A 17,397-nucleotide genomic window follows, 5' to 3' on the forward strand; every position below is an offset into this window, starting at 1 on the left:
ATTAAGGGATTTCACCAGACAAGATAACTCAAATTGAGCAGATGGGTAATCAAAAATGAACAACAATTTAGTTAATTCTTTACATCGAGCTACGGCCTTAGAGGAACAGACCATTTATGATCACTTACTCAGTCGGGTGGAAATAGATGAGCCGTATCAACTGATAGAGCGACTGAATTTATTATTTATTGAAGGATCGGGGTATCCTGATGTAGAAATCTCCAGAGCCTTAAATAAATTAGTGATCTCTAAATTAGAAGCTCAAGATTTTAATCATATTCTGAATCGCTGTTGTTATATCTTAATTAATCGTTGGCATACGTCTCCTCAACGCAAAGCCGCGATTAATAAATTAATTCAACTTTTTGATGACTCAATACCCAAAATTCGCAAAGTTTACTCCTACTCTAAAACAGTTCGTCAATTGGGGGATTTAGTCTATGAATTTACCAAAAGTGAGCAATATTTAGCTTTAAAACGGTTTGTAGCTGTTATTAATCAGCCAACTGAATTAGATTATAAAGCTCAATCTTCTGAACCTTTAAGGATTTTAATTCCTCGCTATCCCTATCTTTACAAACATTGTTTATTAAGTGAGGATAGTTCTTATGAACATCAACAGATGATTCAACAAATTCAAGCGCAAAAACAACGCAAATTTGAACTCGATTTATCTCAATATGCCGCCCATCAAATTCGACTCGCAACCATCGCCCGTCGAACTTCTATAGAAGAAGCTAAAAAATTTGCTTCCCCCATTCCTAACCCCACCCTGTTAAATAATCGAGAATTGTTTGCAGCCCTTAAACAATTTGTTGGAAAAGTAGAAGGATCACAAAGCTATCGAGATTTAGCTCAAAACTTTATGGCTCAAACTCAACCTAATCAATCTTTTCGCTCTTTTAAAGAGAGTTTATATGAATATATCACGCCCACATCAATTGATTCATCCTACATCCGTAACCAATTTAACGACAAATTGTATAAATTATTACAAAATACTATTCCCCACAGTGATGATGAAAACTTTAGTGAGTTTCTCTTGCTGCGAACTTGTAACCAAATGTTAAATTTTCTAGTGGTTGAGAGTTCTCAGAAACCGAATCATTTTGTCTTTATTGATTTGATTGCTAATGTCGGGCCAACAATGACCGTGGGGTTATTACTCAAAATTGTCTTAATCTGTCGAAAAGTCAAACCTTACCTGGAAAAACGGTTTGCTATTTTATTTAATCATTACGAGTCTTGTTCCCAAGATGGAGTGCTCTGGTTAGTCAAAGTCTTAGAAAACTTGAATGTTGCCTTAAGTGCCAACTTTGGAGGAGTTGATTTATCGTTCATCCAATAAGCTTTAAAAATCCTAATTGTATTGATCGCGACTCAACTCAATTGAGGATTCTATGTTAGAATATGGGTCGTTAATCAAATTCGGTTATGTACATTGTTTGAAGTTGCAGAAATCTCGGTTTGATGGGCTTCTGTAGGGACGGGTATGTTGCCGAAATTGAATTTTGTCCGAGTTTAAGGTTGGAGTCATTCCATGTCGATTTATGTCGGTAACTTAGCCTATGAGGTTACCTCTGGAGACCTAGAGCAAGTTTTTCAAGAATACGGTAAAGTCAGACGAGCCACTGTTCCTCAAGATAGAGAAACTGGGAAATCTCGTGGTTTTGGCTTTGTAGAAATGGTGAATGAAGCAGACGAAAACACTGCAATTGAGGCTCTCGATGGAGCAGAATGGATGGGGCGTCATCTACGAGTCAACAAAGCAAGACCCCGTGAAGAGAATGAAGGCGGTGGCGGTAAGCGACAGTCACGGGGAGGCTATCGCAATAATTCTTATTAGAACAGAAATTTAATTCCATCAATTACGGGTTTTGCCAATGGTAAGACCCGTTATTAATTTGGCAAAATAGAAAGAGTAATTGACAATAACAGTCGCGCCTGGGGTGTTAGGGCATAAACTGATGCTGAAACCGCGCGCAGAGAATTCTTTTCCTACCTATTCCCTGTTCCCTGTTCCCTGTTCCCTGCTATATAACCAAAAAATGAATCTGGATGATGAACTGAATACAACGCTGCTGAGTTTTACTGACCTGCAAGCGGAACTAAATTTACGCCATGCTCAAGATGCTTTACGCGAGATTGTTGAGCATCTGGACTTAACCCCCACAGAGCGAGAGGGTTTAGAACCTGATATTGGGGGGTTGCAGAGGATGATGGATAAATTAGACCGTACCTCTGTACAAATTGCCGTTTTTGGCATGGTGGGACGGGGGAAATCTTCGGTTTTGAACGCTTTATTAGGTCAAGAAGTGTTTATTACTGGCCCCATTCATGGCGTCACCCAAACCACCCATAAGCAGGAATGGCAATTGACTGAAAACTCTTTATCTCCTATTCCGGCGGTTTCCTATCGGATTTCTCAAATTGAACTGATTGATACCCCAGGAATTGATGAAGTTGATGGTGAAACCCGTGAACAAATTGCTCGTCAGGTAGCCCAACAAGCGGATTTATTATTATTTGTAATTGCGGGAGATATTACTCAAGTTGAATATGATGCCCTTTCTCAATTGCGGGAAGCGGGAAAACCAATATTATTAGTGTTTAATAAAATTGATCAATATCCAGAAGCTGACCGACAAGCAATTTATGAAAAAATTCGCGATGAACGGGTTAAAGAATTGTTATCTCCTCATGAAATTGTCATGGCGGCGGCTTCTCCTTTGGTGGCGAAAGCGATTCGTCGTCCTGATGGAAGTTTAAGTGCTCAATTAACGAGGGGAGAACCTCAAATTGAAGAATTAAAGCTAAAAATTTTAGAGATTTTGGATCGGGAAGGGAAATCTTTAGTGGCTTTAAATACCATGTTATATGCGGGAGATGTGAATGAAAAATTAGTGCAGCGAAAAATGGAAATTCGAGAACAAAGTGCTAACCGAGTGATTTGGAATGGAGTGATGACAAAATCCATTGCGATCGCCTTAAATCCCCTGATGATGATTGATTTATTAAGTGGGGCGATGATTGATGTGGTTCTGATTTTAACTTTATCTAAACTGTATGGAATTTCCATGACTCAACAAGGTGCAGTGGAATTATTACAAAAAATTGCCTTAAGTATGGGAGGAATTACAGCTAGTGAATTAGTGGCGAATTTTGGCTTAAGTTCGTTAAAAAGTGTATTAGGATTAACTGCACCCGTAACCGGGGGATTATCCTTAGTTCCCTATTTATCAGTTGCTATTCCCCAAGCTGCGATCGCTGGAGTCTCTTGTTATGCTATTGGACAGGTGACAAAAACTTATTTAGCTAATGGTGCATCCTGGGGAGAAGAAGGGCCGAAAGCCGTTGTTCAACATATTTTAGAAACCTTAGATGAAACTTCTATTTTGAATCGAATTAAAGAAGAATTATGGAACAAAATTAATGTTAAAAACAGAATAGGTGTGAACTGACCAGGTAACAAGAAAAGCTATAGATGTTATCCTAGATCAGGAGTTAGTCTAACTCAAATCAGGGAAATCCGTTTTCGGAGTCACGAGTTTAAATTCCGATTCTAGGGTCACAAAATAAAGCTCTACATCCAGATTAGGATAACGATGATGAATCATTGTATAAGCTTGGTTTAAATAATCGGTATGCACTTGATATTCCCGTTCTGGATTTTGATGAAGATTAGGATCAATTAAACTAGAGTATGCTCCACAATCTTCATGATCTAAAATGATCACTTTTTCAATAGAATGGAGTTTATAGGATAAATCTAATTGATCTAAAAAAACCGTTAATTCCGCTTCATGGGGAAAGCCAGACAGAGCTAAGGAAGCTCCCGCTAGGGCAGTCCAATCATATTGTTGAGGCAAAATATTAGCCAGAAATTGTTGTTCTGCCGTCATAAACCGAAAATCAATACAACTTAAGACTAAAGCTTTAGCGTGATGATTTGCAGCTTGAGCAGGTTGAGTAAATTCTAACAGGGGAATAGAAATAATAGTTGTTAAAAGCGATCGCATAAACCCCCGACGACTCAACAGATGAGAGCAATTCCCCTGACAGGAACATTTTTGAATCGTCTTAAAATCATTTTTCATGTTTGAAATTCCAGCACTTTTTCTTTAACAGGTTGTTCAAGAGAGCGAATAGCCGCATCAGTCGTTTCAAAACAATTATTTTGACCAATTTTCTCCAAAAGACCACTCCGTTCTAAACGCTGCTGAACTTGAGGCTGTAGACCACTTAAAATCAAACGACAACCTCGACGTTTTAAGTCTTGATAGATGTCTTCGAGAGCCACTAACGCGGTTGTATCAATATTAGGAACAAACCGCAGCCGTAAAATTAAATACTTGACTTGAGGTTCTTCTCGTAAGAACGTTGCAAATCGTTCCGCAGCCCCAAAAAATAGAGGGCCATCCACCCGATAAACCGCAATTTCTTGAGTTAATTCCAAAGAAATTCCAGGGGGAAAAGCTTCTGCTTCAGGAACTTTAGCCATTTCAAGCTCGCTCATCCGCTTAATAAATAAAATACTAGCCGCAATCAAACCCACTTCCACAGCCAGAATTAAATCAAAGACAATTGTGATTAACAAAGTCAGGAGCATCACCCCAAAATCAGCGTAATCTGCTCTCAATAGTAAGCCAATGGTTTCCCACTCAATCATCCTGATACTCGTCACCATCAAAATCCCCGCTAAGGCGGCTAGGGGAATTTGAGCCGCTAGAGGCGCGAATACCACCACAATTAGAGCCAGGGTAACGCCATGAATTACACCCGAAAGACGAGTTTTACCCCCAGAGCGCACGTTAACCGCAGTCCGAGCGATGGCTCCCGTCGCTGGAATTCCCCCAAAAAAGGGAACAACAATATTAGCTAATCCTTGACCAATCAGTTCTCGGTTGCTATTGTGTTTTTGGCTAACGGTCATACCATCAGCGACCACCGCCGACAGTAACGATTCAATACTCCCTAACGCGGCTAATGCTAAGGCGGGATTAATTAATTCTCGGAGTAAGCCCCAATCTTGCCAATGGGGAATACCATGAGGAAGGGGGAGAGATGGGGGAATTTCGCCAATTGTGTGAATATTGAGATGAAAATAAGTTGTTAATCCGGTTGCTAAGACTAATCCCACTAAAGAACCGGGAATCAGACGGGTGATTTTGACCCAAAATAGTTTGGTGACAATCACAACACTGGCAATACTAACGGTTGCCCAATTGATATTTTCTAAATGGCTAAAAGTAGCCAATAGACCCGGAAAAAAGTGTTCACTCCGAGGTAAATCTAAGCCGAAAAAATTATTCAGTTGACTACAAAAAATAATCACCGCAATACCGTTAGTAAAGCCCGTGGTGACCGGATGGGGAATGAATTTAACGACTTGACCTAATTTAGTAACTCCCAAGGCGATTTGAATCACTCCGGCCATTACTCCGGCAATCCAAACCTTCTCAATCCCATATTTGCTGACAATGCCAATCAGGATCACCGCCATTGCCCCTGTAGGCCCTGTAATTTGCACCTGTGACCCCCCACACAGGGCTGCCACAATTCCGGCGATAATGGCGGTATAAAGTCCTGCTTTAGGTTCAACTCCACTGGCGACTGCAAAGGCTAAAGCTAGAGGTAGAGCAACGATGGCGGCGGTAATTCCCCCGGTTAAATCACCTCGCCAAGAGCCAAAAATCCCACCTAACCCAACGGGTTGTTGTTCTGGTTTAATCACTGTTTCTGTCATTTTAATGTTGTGATAGTTATCTGCGATCTTTTAGGTTCGATCTTCAAGATTTTCCAAGGCGTCACGCACTTGTACGAGATGGTTATTGAAGACTTCTAAGGCGGCATCGAGAACCTTAAAAATCGCTGGGTCACGGATGGAGTAGAAAATATAATTCCCTTGGCGTCGAGCTTTAACGAGATTATAGCGACGCAGAATTGCTAACTGCTGAGAGACTGAAGAGGCTTCGACTTCAATCCATTGCGCGATATCGTTGACGCTTTTTTCCCCAAGGCGTAAGGTGTCTAAAATCTGGATGCGGACAGGATTAGACAGCACTTTGAAGAAATCGGCTTTGAAGTAGCTGGGCTGGAATGCCATCTGATTAACTTTAAATCTGACTATCTTCAAATGTATTCAGATAGTTTAACATAAAAAATAGGGTTTTTCACCCTAGATGGATAAGGCAGGGTTCGCAGCACTTATAGTGACAGAGGATCGGGGAATGGGGAAAATACTGAGGGTAGGTCTTTTAACGGGGTTGTTACCCCGTCAAACGTTCTAAGTCAGTAGGTATAGCAAGCCTTACCCTGTGGCAGAGTACACTGCAATTAAACGCAGGTTTTAATATGCTAATCCCACTAACTTAGCGCTTAAATCCCACATTTTTTGAGCTTTTTGATCATCACTGGCTTGGGGAGAGACTTTCTGCACAAAAGATTTGCGATCTTTCTTTTGTCGATTTCCCCAACTCCAATAGACTCCCGACTGTTTATATTCAGGATCAGCCACAACCATAGCTACGCGATCGCCCGATAATTCCTCCGTAACAAATCCCCCGGTAATGTATTTTTGAAAAATGGGGAAAATCTTCTGAAATAGGGGATAATGGTTGCGGAATAAAGCCGTTGTCGCCACACAACCCGGATACAGAGAAGTAAAGGTAATTCCGGTAGATTCATGATAACGGCGATGTAATTCTCGCATCGTTAAAACATTACAAACCTTGCTATCTTTATAAGCTTTAACAGGTTCAAATTTTTTACCATCAATCATCGTAATCGGATCTTTGAAACCTTGTTCAAACCCGTCAAGATTTCCTAAATCTGGACGGGGAGGAATTTTACCCCCTAACTCATCAGGGTTGTGGGTAACAGTTCCTAAAATCACCATTCTGCGATCAGGATAGGATGATCGTTTCATATCCTCTAACATGACATTACAGAGGTAGAAATGTCCTAAATGGTTAGTGGCTACGGTTAATTCATACCCCTCTGGACTCCATAAAGGTTCTTTAATTAAAGGCATATAAATAGCCGCATTGCAGACTAACGCATCCAGGGAACGACCCAAAGACCGGAAATTTGCAACAAACTGTTTGACACTGGCTAAAGATCCTAAGTCTATGGGAAGAATTTTATAGCTGTCGGGGGACATTCCCAGAGATTGAGCAGCCTGTTCAGCTTTAGCTAAATCCCGACACGCCATAACCACATACCAACCCTTTTGGGCTAAGGCTCTAGCGGCTTGCAAACCAACGCCCGAAGACGCTCCCGTAATTACAACTGTTGCTTGATTTGCCATAGGATTTTAACTCAATTGACCATCGTTGACTGTTTCTAGGATCTCATGTTTTACCACAAAAATAGATGTAAAGCCCGTTTGACCGTAGTGAGGTGTTCACGCCTCTGTTAGACAGCCCTGAAGGGCTTACTACAATTAAGATTCATTTTCAATATAAGGAATGGTGAAATGGAACTGACTTCCTTGATTTTTTCCAGGGGAATCTGCCCAAATTTGCCCTCCCCAGCCATTAACAATTTGTTTGCCGATCGCTAATCCTAAGCCTGTTCCACCCACACTGCGACGCAGAGAACCTTCTTCTTGATAAAAACGCTCAAATACTGCGTCTAATCGATTTGGTTCAATTCCCCGTCCTGTATCGGAAATCGTGACTTCGACCATTTGATCACCATTACATTGAGCACTAATCGTGACTTTCCCATCAGGATTTGTAAATTTACAGGCATTATCTAATAGTTTAGACAGTAATTCTACTAACCATTCGCCATCGGCTTGAACTAAAGGTAAATCTGAGGGAACTTGGGTTTCAATTCTTGGGACTTCATGGGCTACATGATGGGTCCGAATGCCGCTAATGGCTAAATCAATACATTCTTTCAATCGTAATGATTCAGGATTCCAATCCACTCGACCGCTTTCTAAATGGGATAATTTTAAAAAGTCTTGAACTAACTTTCTTAAGCGTTCAGCATCCTCTAAAGCTGTATCTAACATCACTTTTCGCATTTCCACAGGCATATCCGGCTCTTGATTTAAGGTTTCTAAACACACTAAAATCGTCGATAAAGGTGTTCTTAATTCATGTCCGGTAATGGCAATTAAATTGCTGCGGGTGCGTTCTAAAGCTTCTAATTGTTGATTTAAGTCTTCTAAATTGGCGTAGGTTTCTGCTTGAATAATCGCGGCTCCTAATTGCGTTGCGATCGCATCTACCATCGATAAATCATCTTCTTTCCAGATCGAACGATTACAATTACATTGGTGTAGTTCCACCATGCCTAAAAGTTGACCTTGGTATAAAATTGGAATCATTAACCAGCCTTGAATTTGCCATTTTTGAGCAATCTTTGTTAAAGCTTCTTCAGGTTTTGTTGGGACTAATAGCGTTTTTTCAGCCGTTTCATTGGGTTGATTGATTTTGGTAAAATTAATTTTATTGATATCATTAATATAAATTCGTTCTCGCCCTTTAACAACTTCTTTAAATAAAGGATTTTCTCGCAAAATCCAGGTTTTCCCCATCAAAGAAATCACATCATCACATAAATATTCATTAGAAATTTTAACGGAATTATCTGTTGCTTTGCAGCGATAAATTAAACAACGACAAGCTCCCATTGCTTCCCCTAATTCTTGGGTTGCCACTTTAATCACTTCTTGAGGATTCAAAGATTGCCGAATAGTAGCTGTAATCGAATTAACTAAACGTTCTTTTCGTTCTTTAGCCGCTAAGGAACGATAGACCCGTAACAGTTTATGTTGACCCGCTTGTAAATAAGTCACTAAACGATAAGCAAAGGGATCATTAAGAGAAGAACAATCTTGAGAAATCGAATTAGATTTGCTCCGAGTTGTTGTTTTTTTGCCTTTTCGAGTTCCTGAACGAATCCCCAAAATACTAAAGCCTTGTTCTACCTTTTCTGTTAATTCAGGACGGTAATGTAAAATGCGTTCAAATAGCAATTCTGCAACTTTAATACAAACTTGACGATCTGATGTCCAAATCCCTTCAAAGGGACGAGCTTGATCCATTAATAACTGTTCTGGCATCTGGGAATTTTGAACTAAATCTTCTCGTTCAATACAGACTAAACAGGTTGAATAATATTGTCCTAAAACCAATAAATTCCATTCTTGACGCAGTTGATCTTCTGGGTCAAACGCCACTGTTTCATGATGGTCAGAAGAGTTTGTAAAAGCCGTTTCTGAAGCCGCCATCACATAGACTTGGGGTGTGATTTCAGCAATTCTATAGTAACGGTGAGCTTCTTGACGATAAAATCGCTCCTGTTGAAAGGTCGCAATTACCAGAGGTTGGTCAGTTCCCGCCAAAACTTGATCCTCCATCGCATGAGATAGAGCCGTTAAAGAGGATTTAAAATAAATTTGGGGCTTTAAACTGGGCAGGAACTGCACCAATTCTGTTAGTACCGAGGTCGAGATACTCATCTAGGGTGTCTTCGTTCAGTAAAATTGAGATGAACGGCTTGTCTTGACTTTGATGCTGATGGAGTTAGATTTACCTATTTTAGTAGCAAGTTTAGCAGGTTTAGCATTCTTCCCCGTCTTGAATAGAAAAAATTAGCTGTCAGCTTCTGCTAACAGCTTGTTCAATGTCCCCAATCATGAGAGTCTTAGAGTCTAAACTGGGTTTTTCCTCTGAGGTCTTTGTTCCAAGGAACATTAATGAATTGATCATTTTCCCAGTCCGTCGGATAAATGGGGGGAATGCGAATATGATTAGAGCGAACCAGGACTAACCAACGTCCATCTTTGGTCAGATAACCCAATTCTGCAATATAATCGCGATCGCTCATGGAAATGGGAATATACCATTCTCGTGTTATCTCATCACATTCATATTCTTGCATGGACAATGGTGGATGGGTGTCGAGATCAATAGCAGTGACATCATAAACCCGCAGCAGCAGATAAGTTCCGCCTTGCTGACGTAAATATTCTTTATGGTCGTTGGGAACATCCCAATAAGCATAGGCCCAATTAGGGTCACGGGGAAGCAGGAAAATCTGACTCTGACCATAACCATCGGGTAATGCTGGGAGTCCTTGGTCTACATCTGCAAGAGAGGGTTCAAATGTAATCTCTTTTCCAAGGTTAAATTTAGTAGCTGCTACATCTGCTTCTGAACGCACATCTTGATGGGCTACTCCTAATTTTATTTCTTCGGGTTCCGTTTTTGGGAGTTCAGAAACCGATAATTCTGGTTCTATTAACTCCTCATCAACTCTTGCAATTGTTGGAGGTTCTTCCTCAATATCCGATTCTACAATAGCGGATTCTGTTACGATATTAGGGTCAGTTTCTAAGATTTTAGGAATCAAAAATTCTGGTTCTATTAACTCCTCATCAACTCTTGCAATTGTTGGAAGTTCTTCCTCAATATCCGATTCTGCAATAGCGGGTTCTGTTAGGATATTAGCCTCTGATTCTAATAGTTTAGGAATTAACTCCTCATCAACTCTTGCAATTGTTGGAAGTTCTTCCTCAATATCCGATTCTACAATAGCCGGTTCTGTTGGGATATTAGCCTCTGATTCTAATAGTTTAGGAATTAACAATTCCGGTTTGACTAAATCCTCATCAACCGTTTCAATTGTGGGAAGTTCTTCCTCAATATCCGATTCTGCAATAGCGGGTTCTGTTACGATATTAGGGTCAGTTTCTAAGATTTTAGGAATCAAAAATTCCGGTTTAACTAACTCCTCATCAACTCTTGCAATTGTGGGAAATTCTTCCTCAATATCCGATTCTATAATAGCGGGTTCTGTTAGGATATTAGGCTTTGATTCTAATAGTTTAGGAATCAAAAATTCCGGTTTAACTAACTCCTCATCAACTCTTGCAATTGTGGGAAGTTCTTCCTCAATATCCGATTCTGCAATAGCGGGTTCTGTTACGATATTAGGTTCAGTTTCTAATAGTTTAGGAATTAACTCCTCATCAACTCTTGCAATTGTTGGAAGTTCTTCCTCAATCTCTGATTCTACAATAGCGGGTTCTGTTAGGATATTAGGCTCTGATTCTAATAGTTTAGGAATTAACTCCTCATCAACTGTTTTAATTGTTGAAGGTTCTTCCTCAATCTCTGATTCTATAATAGCTGATTCAGTTAGGATATTAGGGTCAGTTTCTGTTAGTTTCTCAATAGGTGCTTTTGTTGTCAAAAATTCGGCAATTACAGCTTCAGCTTCACTCTCATCAATTTCTGCAATTAATACCGCTTCTGCAACTTGCTGAATTGCCCTATCTTCCATAGAAGCAAATTCTTCTTCAGTTTGATTATGTTTTTTAAGAACAGTACGAGGAGCAGAAACAGAAGAAACAATAGGAGAAAAGGAGGTTTTCAGGGATTCTGTTGTAGACTCGTTTAACTCCATTCCTCCCACTAATACTGGACTAGAAGGAGTCTGATGTTGCTTCCTAGGAATATCAGATTCTGTAGATAATACAGGAGTAATAGACTCCTTAGATTGTTTATCCCCAGACTTAGAACGTTGAGTTTTAAATTGTAACCCCAGCCAAAATCCTAAAACCGGAATCATCGGTAGTAACCACCATAACCAACTTGGGATTTCTCCTTCCGTCGCAGGAACCGTTGCTTGCTGCACTTGGGAAGATTGGCTGACGACACTATTCTTTTTTGTTCTAGGTGGGAGTGGAGACGAATCAAGCTGACTCAACAGGATAGGGTGTTGAGAACTCAGGGCTACCTCAGATTTTGACACAGGTTTCAGCTTGAAATCCCATTCATCCTGAACACTCAAGGGTTGTTGCTCAATCTTAAGCTTCCTAACTTGTTTTGAGGACAGCAAGGACGACTCTGAACGCGCAGTAGAATCCGCTACACGGGTATTAGAAGGCCATCGAGAGGCTGCTCCGGCAACAGGACTTGTCGCTATTGATAACAATAACGTTAAGGTCACTATCGATGTATCTTTTTTATTTAACAACATAGATAGAATCGCAAGCTGATAATCCCTAATTTAACTAAAAATTATAAAACAAGTTTGGGAGATTGAAAACTCAGTATGAACACGCAAAGAGAATTGTGAGTAACCTAGAGACACAAATACTGCCCGATTAAAAAATCCCCCTTGATTTTCATTCAATTAATAAGGGGGATTAAATCTTGTAAAAATAAAGGGTTTTTCCAGGCTAACAATGATAAGTTTTTGTAAAATTTTCAAGATTTATAATCAATTGTCAACCCTATTCTTAATTCTAAAGTTCTTGATTCTTTCTAATCTTCATCCCGAATATCATCGATTGAACCCGGAGAAGATTTATATAAATTATCTAATTGATTTCGAGCATCTTGAACCGACAAGGAACGCATGACTAACAACGGTTCATTAATTAAATTTCCGGTTTCATCCAGCAGTTCGGGATGGAGAATTTTTTGCATCCGTCCTGAGTTCATTGACCCGCCATAATTGCGAGAATCTGGAAGCTTTTGGGATTCCATTCCTACGGTTAAAAGACTATGAATTAAATTACGAACAGCCAAAAACGCTATAACGGTAAAAGCCAGAATGTAAACTAAGTGTAGCATTGTTATCTCCTTAAGGGTAGGGGGTTTTCGGTTAATCGATAACCATTTTTATGTCAGAAAGGATTTTTATCTTAAAGGTTTAGCCGGAGTCAGTTGAGAAGATCCTGTCCTTAATTTTGACATATTCTAGTCAAGAGTCAAACCTTTTGATTGAACCAGGATAATCAATGTTCTACTGAGGATAGAGCTTGAGGGGAGAAACTTCTGTAAACTATTTATCGGATTGATTCGGATTAATTCACCGAAAATAAAAATTGCATTTGTCCCAATCAAACTTGTTTTTCCTGGTATTCAGCCTTTAAACTTAATTTTTAGCTGGGTTAGCCTGTTCCATGCGAAATCGCGTGGCAACTTGCCAACATTCCGTTAACAGTTGATGCCAAGGCATTAAAACCGTCATTTCAATCCCAACTTGTCCTCCCGTTATGTGAAACAAAGTTTTGGCAACACTGACCTCTCGTTTCGCTTGTGTCACCCGATACAGGAGGTCAGACTGTTGTGACGGAGTTAAAAAGGACATCTCCTCGGTTTCTAAAAGATGCTGCGACCGTTGAAACCAGTATTCAAAATCCTCCAGCAACGGCTGTAATATCGCTTTGAGGAGGTCTGATTCTTCGGGCAAGTTGGGACTTATCATGGATTATTTGATCAAGACTTGACTTAAAACAATATTAACACTCTTTACAATTCTTAATATTTTTCTTAACGAAAGTTTTAGGAGTGATGTGGAACAGGCATCTTGCCTGTTAAACTTCAGTCAACGGTCAACGGTCAACAACTCCTATCTTCTGTACAATTAAATCAAGAAACTTTTATTGTAGAGTTGTAAATTTAATCGATGTCTATAGCAGAGTCCGATGATTCTCAAGAGCCCTTAGAGAAAAAAGTCCATTTGCCGAAAACCAGTGAATCTGAAGCCTTAAAGCGAATTCGTCATACTGCTTCCCACATTATGGCAATGGCAGTACAAAAACTGTTTCCCAAGGCACAAGTTACCATTGGCCCTTGGATTGAAAATGGGTTTTATTATGACTTTGATAGTCCTGAACCCTTTACTGAGAAGGATTTAAAAGCCATCCAAAAAGAAATGGCTAAGATTATCAAGCGTAAACTTCCGGTAATTCGAGAAGAAGTCAGTCGAGAAGAAGCCCAACAACGCATCGAGAAAATAGGCGAATCCTATAAACTGGAAATTCTCGAAGGCTTACAGGAACCCATTACCTTATATCATTTAGGTGATCAATGGTGGGATTTGTGTGCAGGGCCTCATGTTGAAAATACTTCTGAGATTGACCCCAATGCCATTGAACTTGAAAGTGTGGCGGGTGCTTACTGGCGAGGGGATGAAACCAAAGCCCAACTGCAACGGATTTATGGGACAGCTTGGGAAACGCCCGAACAATTAGCCGAATATAAACGCCGCAAGGAAGAAGCCCTCCGACGTGACCATCGCCGTTTGGGGAAAGAGCTAGGGTTATTTATTTTTTCCGATTTAGTCGGGCCAGGATTACCCTTATGGACACCGAAAGGAACTTTATTACGCAGTACCTTAGAAGATTTCCTCAAACAAGAACAAATCAAGCGGGGTTATTTGGGTGTCACGACTCCCCATATTGGCCGAGTCGATTTATTTAAGACATCGGGACATTGGCAGAAATATAAAGAAGATATGTTTCCGATGATGGCTGAGGATACTGAAGCCCAGGAAAAAGAACAGGGGTTTGTCCTCAAACCGATGAACTGTCCGTTTCATATCCAAATTTATAAAAGTGAATTACGTTCCTATCGAGAACTTCCCATGCGGTTAGCCGAGTTTGGGACGGTTTATCGTTATGAACAATCAGGAGAATTAGGAGGATTAACTCGGGTTCGAGGGTTTACCGTCGATGATTCCCATTTATTCGTCACTCCCGAACAGTTGGAAGATGAATTTATAAAAGTTGTGGATTTGATTCTCTCGGTATTCAGAAGTCTACAACTCAAGAACTTTAAGGCGAGATTGAGTTTCCGTGACCCGAATTCTGATAAATATATTGGCTCAGATGACGTCTGGGATAAATCCGAAGCGGCCATTCGTCGGGCGGTGGAAACCTTGGGAATGAACTATTTTGAGGGTATCGGAGAAGCCGCATTTTATGGCCCCAAATTAGACTTTATTTTCCAAGATGCCTTAGACCGGGAATGGCAGTTGGGAACCGTTCAGGTGGACTATAATTTACCCGAACGTTTTGACTTAGAGTATGTGGCTGAAGATGGCAGTCGTCAACGTCCGGTGATGATACACCGTGCGCCCTTTGGCTCTCTGGAACGATTAGTGGGAATATTAATAGAGGAATATGCGGGAGATTTCCCGTTATGGTTAGCTCCAGTCCAGTTCCGGCTATTACCCGTCAGTCAAGATTTCTTACCCTTTGCCCAAGAAATTGCCCTGAAATTACGGTCTGTTGGCGTTCGTGCGGAAGCGGATGCCAGTAATGAACGCTTAGGGAAATTAATTCGCAATGCCGAGAAGGATAAAATTCCGGTCATGGCCGTTGTCGGGGCTAAGGAAGTTGAGTCTAATTGCTTGAATATTAGAACTCGTGCTCAGGGAGAGTTAGGCGCTATTCCTGTTGAAGATGTGATGACACGGATGCAACAGGCTATTTCTAATTACAGCAATTTCTGAATCTGATTAAGATGCAGAGTGAGAACCAGACCGAGAAATCTGATATTATCGGTCTGGCATGACTATACGCTGGATTTGAAATCATGACTGAAGCATTCGACCTTCTGGGGACAATTCCCATCAGGAAATATAATTTATGTTTTATTGTAGCCCCCTCATCCCGTGATGAAGTCGGGGTTAACCGCCTATTTCGGGTGCTTCAGTTATTGAAAACTATAATAACTATAAAAAAAACCCAAAAAGATTATGAGTACAACCAAAAAGGAAGTAGAATCTTTGTTGAAGAACCTACCGGATGATTGTTCTCTGGAAGATGTGCAATACCATCTTTATGTAATCGAAAAAGTCCGTCATGGACTTACGATTCACGAAACGACCAGGAATCTCATACAAGAGGAAGCAGAAGGTTTATTAAGTAAATGGGTTATCAAGTAGTTTGGTCGCCTCAAGCCATTGATGATATTGATGCAATTGCTGCTTATATTGCACGAGATTCAATTTCTTATGCGGCGGCGGTTGTCCAGAGAATCATTGAAGTTACACGGAACTTGAGATTATCTCCTGAAGCGGGAATTATTGTTCAAGAATTTGGCGACGAAACCATCCGTGAACAATTTGCTTACACCTACCGAATCATTTATCAAATCCAAGACGACATTGTTACCATTGCCGCCGTGATTCACGGTAAAACGTTATTAAAATTTGAATTGAGTCAGCAGTAAATTCATCTTTTCCCCCGTAGAGACGTTGCATGCAACGTCTCTACTGATTTAAGGTTTGACGGAAAGATTTTGCAGCAACTAAAGGATTAGGATGTTGTACAAATTCCGCCAATACAGTTAAATTGAGAGAGGGAAGCAGTTCACTATTTTTGATTAATTCATATCCTGATGTTGACTGAAATTGTTCAATATTTTCAGCCCGAAAATGATAAACTTGAAACTGATTATTTTGCCAAAACCAAACTTCTCGCACTCCCAATCTTTGATAAACGTCTAAGCGATTAATTCCCCCACTGGTAATGATAACTTCTATGGCTAAATCAGGAATTTCTTTATTAGTTCCAATACAATAACTTTCATCCGGTTCAGTTCCCCCCCGTTGTTCTGGGTTTCGTAAGGTCATGGAACCTGTGGGATAATATTCTGTATTTGTTTCTAAAAAATAGATTTCTAAAAGGGTTCCTATGCGAGTTTTAATACTTTCATGATTGCGACTGGGGGACATAACTTCTAAAATACCATCTAAATAAGTTAAACGAAACTCTAAACTATCTTCTAATTGAGTTAATAGTATTTCATAATATTGCCAAGTTACCTTATCTGTGATGTAACGAACCTCTGAACCTTGTAAGTTTTCTTCGGAATTAAGTAATGTTTCCAGTTTACTAGCTAACATAGTTAGTTCTCCTATTTAACAAAATTATATCAAAAACCCGTTGTTGCGCGAAGTGCTATCATTACTAATTTAAGGTTTGACGGAAAGATTTTGCAGCAACTAAAGGATTAGGATGTTGTACAAATTCCGCCAATACAGTTAAATTGAGAGAGGGAAGCAGTTCACTATTTTTGATTAATTCATATCCTGATGTTGACTGAAATTGTTCAATATTTTCAGCCCGAAAATGATAAACTTGAAACTGATTATTTTGCCAAAACCACACTTCCCGCACTCCCAATCTTTGATAAACGTCTAAACGATTAATTCCACCACTGGTAATGATAACTTCTATGGCTAAATCAGGAATTTCTTTATTAGTTCCAATACAATAACTTTCATCCGGTTCAGTTCCCCCCCGTTGTTCTGGGTTTCGTAAGGTCATCGAACCTGTGGGATAATATTCTGTATTTGTTTCTAAAAAATAAATCAGTAATAAATCCCCAATTCGGGTTTTAATACTTTCATGATTGCGACTGGGGGACATAACTTCTAAAATACCATCTAAATAAGTTAAACGAAACTCTAAACTATCTTCTAATTGAGTTAATAATGTTTCATAATATTGCCAAGTCACCTTATCCGTAATGTAGCGAACCTCTGAACCTTGTAAGTTTTCTTCGGAATTAAGTAATGTTTCCAGTTTACTAGCTAACATCATTGAATCTCCTGTTTAATACAATTATATCC

General features: G+C 39.9%; 16 protein-coding genes. 6 read left to right on the forward strand and 10 right to left on the reverse strand.

From position 1 onward, the window contains the following. The first annotated feature begins 55 nt into the window (after positions 1-55). The 3 genes from H6G57_RS06585 to H6G57_RS06595 all read left to right on the forward strand — a co-directional run bounded on the left by H6G57_RS06585 (position 56) and on the right by H6G57_RS06595 (position 3,461). Positions 56-1,348: a hypothetical protein gene (locus H6G57_RS06585; RefSeq protein WP_190517042.1), complete on the forward strand. Its 1,293-nt coding sequence runs from the start codon at positions 56-58 to the stop codon at positions 1,346-1,348. A gap of 192 nt (positions 1,349-1,540) precedes the next feature. After that, positions 1,541-1,846, forward strand: a complete 306-nt coding sequence (locus H6G57_RS06590) for an RNA-binding protein (RefSeq protein ID WP_072720021.1) — start codon at positions 1,541-1,543, stop codon at positions 1,844-1,846. Between the two features lie 202 nt (positions 1,847-2,048). Further along, positions 2,049-3,461 carry a GTP-binding protein gene (locus tag H6G57_RS06595; RefSeq protein ID WP_190517044.1) on the forward strand — a complete coding sequence of 471 codons (1,413 nt, stop codon included), beginning with the start codon at positions 2,049-2,051 and terminating at the stop codon, positions 3,459-3,461. A gap of 48 nt (positions 3,462-3,509) precedes the next feature. Here H6G57_RS06595 and H6G57_RS06600 read toward each other — a convergent pair whose 3' ends face one another. The 8 genes from H6G57_RS06600 to H6G57_RS06635 form a co-directional block, all read right to left on the reverse strand. Next, positions 3,510-4,097 carry a carbonic anhydrase gene (locus H6G57_RS06600; protein WP_199314025.1) on the reverse strand — a complete coding sequence of 196 codons (588 nt, stop codon included), beginning with the start codon at positions 4,095-4,097 and terminating at the stop codon, positions 3,510-3,512. Then, entirely contained in the window at positions 4,094-5,746 is a 1,653-nt protein-coding gene (locus H6G57_RS06605) for a SulP family inorganic anion transporter (RefSeq protein ID WP_190517046.1), read from the reverse strand. The genes H6G57_RS06600 and H6G57_RS06605 overlap by 4 nt, the downstream gene beginning before the upstream one ends. A gap of 30 nt (positions 5,747-5,776) precedes the next feature. Further along, a complete protein-coding gene (locus H6G57_RS06610; RefSeq protein WP_190517048.1) occupies positions 5,777-6,106 on the reverse strand; it encodes a helix-turn-helix transcriptional regulator in 330 nt (109 codons plus the stop codon). Between the two features lie 243 nt (positions 6,107-6,349). Continuing rightward, a complete protein-coding gene (locus tag H6G57_RS06615; protein WP_190517049.1) occupies positions 6,350-7,309 on the reverse strand; it encodes a protochlorophyllide reductase in 960 nt (319 codons plus the stop codon). A gap of 135 nt (positions 7,310-7,444) precedes the next feature. Beyond that, a complete protein-coding gene (locus tag H6G57_RS06620; protein ID WP_190517051.1) occupies positions 7,445-9,478 on the reverse strand; it encodes a DICT sensory domain-containing protein in 2,034 nt (677 codons plus the stop codon). 185 nt (positions 9,479-9,663) lie between these two features. Next, positions 9,664-12,003: a DUF4912 domain-containing protein gene (locus tag H6G57_RS06625; protein WP_199314027.1), complete on the reverse strand. Its 2,340-nt coding sequence runs from the start codon at positions 12,001-12,003 to the stop codon at positions 9,664-9,666. Between the two features lie 287 nt (positions 12,004-12,290). After that, positions 12,291-12,602 carry a DUF2973 domain-containing protein gene (locus tag H6G57_RS06630; protein ID WP_190517053.1) on the reverse strand — a complete coding sequence of 104 codons (312 nt, stop codon included), beginning with the start codon at positions 12,600-12,602 and terminating at the stop codon, positions 12,291-12,293. Positions 12,603-12,906: 304 nt separating this feature from the next. Continuing rightward, positions 12,907-13,239, reverse strand: a complete 333-nt coding sequence (locus H6G57_RS06635; protein ID WP_190517055.1) for a DUF2605 domain-containing protein — start codon at positions 13,237-13,239, stop codon at positions 12,907-12,909. Positions 13,240-13,440: 201 nt separating this feature from the next. Between H6G57_RS06635 and thrS the strand changes: the two genes are divergently transcribed. The 3 genes from thrS to H6G57_RS06650 all read left to right on the forward strand — a co-directional run bounded on the left by thrS (position 13,441) and on the right by H6G57_RS06650 (position 15,992). Then, positions 13,441-15,270: a threonine--tRNA ligase gene (gene thrS / locus H6G57_RS06640; RefSeq protein ID WP_190517056.1), complete on the forward strand. Its 1,830-nt coding sequence runs from the start codon at positions 13,441-13,443 to the stop codon at positions 15,268-15,270. An 83-nt stretch (positions 15,271-15,353) separates the two neighbouring features. After that, the gene (locus H6G57_RS06645) at positions 15,354-15,569 is read left to right on the forward strand and encodes a hypothetical protein (RefSeq protein WP_190517058.1); all 216 of its coding nucleotides are present in this window, start codon (positions 15,354-15,356) and stop codon (positions 15,567-15,569) included. Between the two features lie 120 nt (positions 15,570-15,689). Beyond that, the gene (locus tag H6G57_RS06650; RefSeq protein WP_072720031.1) at positions 15,690-15,992 is read left to right on the forward strand and encodes a type II toxin-antitoxin system RelE/ParE family toxin; all 303 of its coding nucleotides are present in this window, start codon (positions 15,690-15,692) and stop codon (positions 15,990-15,992) included. A gap of 40 nt (positions 15,993-16,032) precedes the next feature. On the opposite strand, the gene H6G57_RS06655 is transcribed toward H6G57_RS06650, so the two are convergent. Together H6G57_RS06655 and H6G57_RS06660 are read right to left on the reverse strand one after the other, a co-directional pair. Then, a complete protein-coding gene (locus H6G57_RS06655) occupies positions 16,033-16,668 on the reverse strand; it encodes a Uma2 family endonuclease (RefSeq protein ID WP_190517060.1) in 636 nt (211 codons plus the stop codon). Between the two features lie 64 nt (positions 16,669-16,732). Then, positions 16,733-17,365, reverse strand: a complete 633-nt coding sequence (locus H6G57_RS06660) for a Uma2 family endonuclease (RefSeq protein ID WP_199314029.1) — start codon at positions 17,363-17,365, stop codon at positions 16,733-16,735. Positions 17,366-17,397: the final 32 nt, after the last annotated feature.

It is taken from the genome of Planktothrix sp. FACHB-1365 (assembly GCF_014697575.1).
Taxonomy (GTDB): domain Bacteria; phylum Cyanobacteriota; class Cyanobacteriia; order Cyanobacteriales; family Microcoleaceae; genus Planktothrix.

Excerpts from the sequence above, each read along its gene's own strand:
- H6G57_RS06585 (WP_190517042.1), top strand. The coding sequence starts at position 56 with ATGAACAACAATTTAGTTAATTCTTTACATCGAGCTACGGCCTTAGAG.
- H6G57_RS06590 (WP_072720021.1), top strand. The coding sequence starts at position 1,541 with ATGTCGATTTATGTCGGTAACTTAGCCTATGAGGTTACCTCTGGAGAC.
- H6G57_RS06595 (WP_190517044.1), top strand. The coding sequence starts at position 2,049 with ATGAATCTGGATGATGAACTGAATACAACGCTGCTGAGTTTTACTGAC.
- H6G57_RS06600 (WP_199314025.1), bottom strand. The coding sequence starts at position 4,097 with ATGAAAAATGATTTTAAGACGATTCAAAAATGTTCCTGTCAGGGGAAT.
- H6G57_RS06605 (WP_190517046.1), bottom strand. The coding sequence starts at position 5,746 with ATGACAGAAACAGTGATTAAACCAGAACAACAACCCGTTGGGTTAGGT.
- H6G57_RS06610 (WP_190517048.1), bottom strand. The coding sequence starts at position 6,106 with ATGGCATTCCAGCCCAGCTACTTCAAAGCCGATTTCTTCAAAGTGCTG.
- H6G57_RS06615 (WP_190517049.1), bottom strand. The coding sequence starts at position 7,309 with ATGGCAAATCAAGCAACAGTTGTAATTACGGGAGCGTCTTCGGGCGTT.
- H6G57_RS06620 (WP_190517051.1), bottom strand. The coding sequence starts at position 9,478 with ATGAGTATCTCGACCTCGGTACTAACAGAATTGGTGCAGTTCCTGCCC.
- H6G57_RS06625 (WP_199314027.1), bottom strand. The coding sequence starts at position 12,003 with ATGTTGTTAAATAAAAAAGATACATCGATAGTGACCTTAACGTTATTG.
- H6G57_RS06630 (WP_190517053.1), bottom strand. The coding sequence starts at position 12,602 with ATGCTACACTTAGTTTACATTCTGGCTTTTACCGTTATAGCGTTTTTG.
- H6G57_RS06635 (WP_190517055.1), bottom strand. The coding sequence starts at position 13,239 with ATGATAAGTCCCAACTTGCCCGAAGAATCAGACCTCCTCAAAGCGATA.
- thrS (WP_190517056.1), top strand. The coding sequence starts at position 13,441 with ATGTCTATAGCAGAGTCCGATGATTCTCAAGAGCCCTTAGAGAAAAAA.
- H6G57_RS06645 (WP_190517058.1), top strand. The coding sequence starts at position 15,354 with ATGACTGAAGCATTCGACCTTCTGGGGACAATTCCCATCAGGAAATAT.
- H6G57_RS06650 (WP_072720031.1), top strand. The coding sequence starts at position 15,690 with ATGGGTTATCAAGTAGTTTGGTCGCCTCAAGCCATTGATGATATTGAT.
- H6G57_RS06655 (WP_190517060.1), bottom strand. The coding sequence starts at position 16,668 with ATGTTAGCTAGTAAACTGGAAACATTACTTAATTCCGAAGAAAACTTA.
- H6G57_RS06660 (WP_199314029.1), bottom strand. The coding sequence starts at position 17,365 with ATGTTAGCTAGTAAACTGGAAACATTACTTAATTCCGAAGAAAACTTA.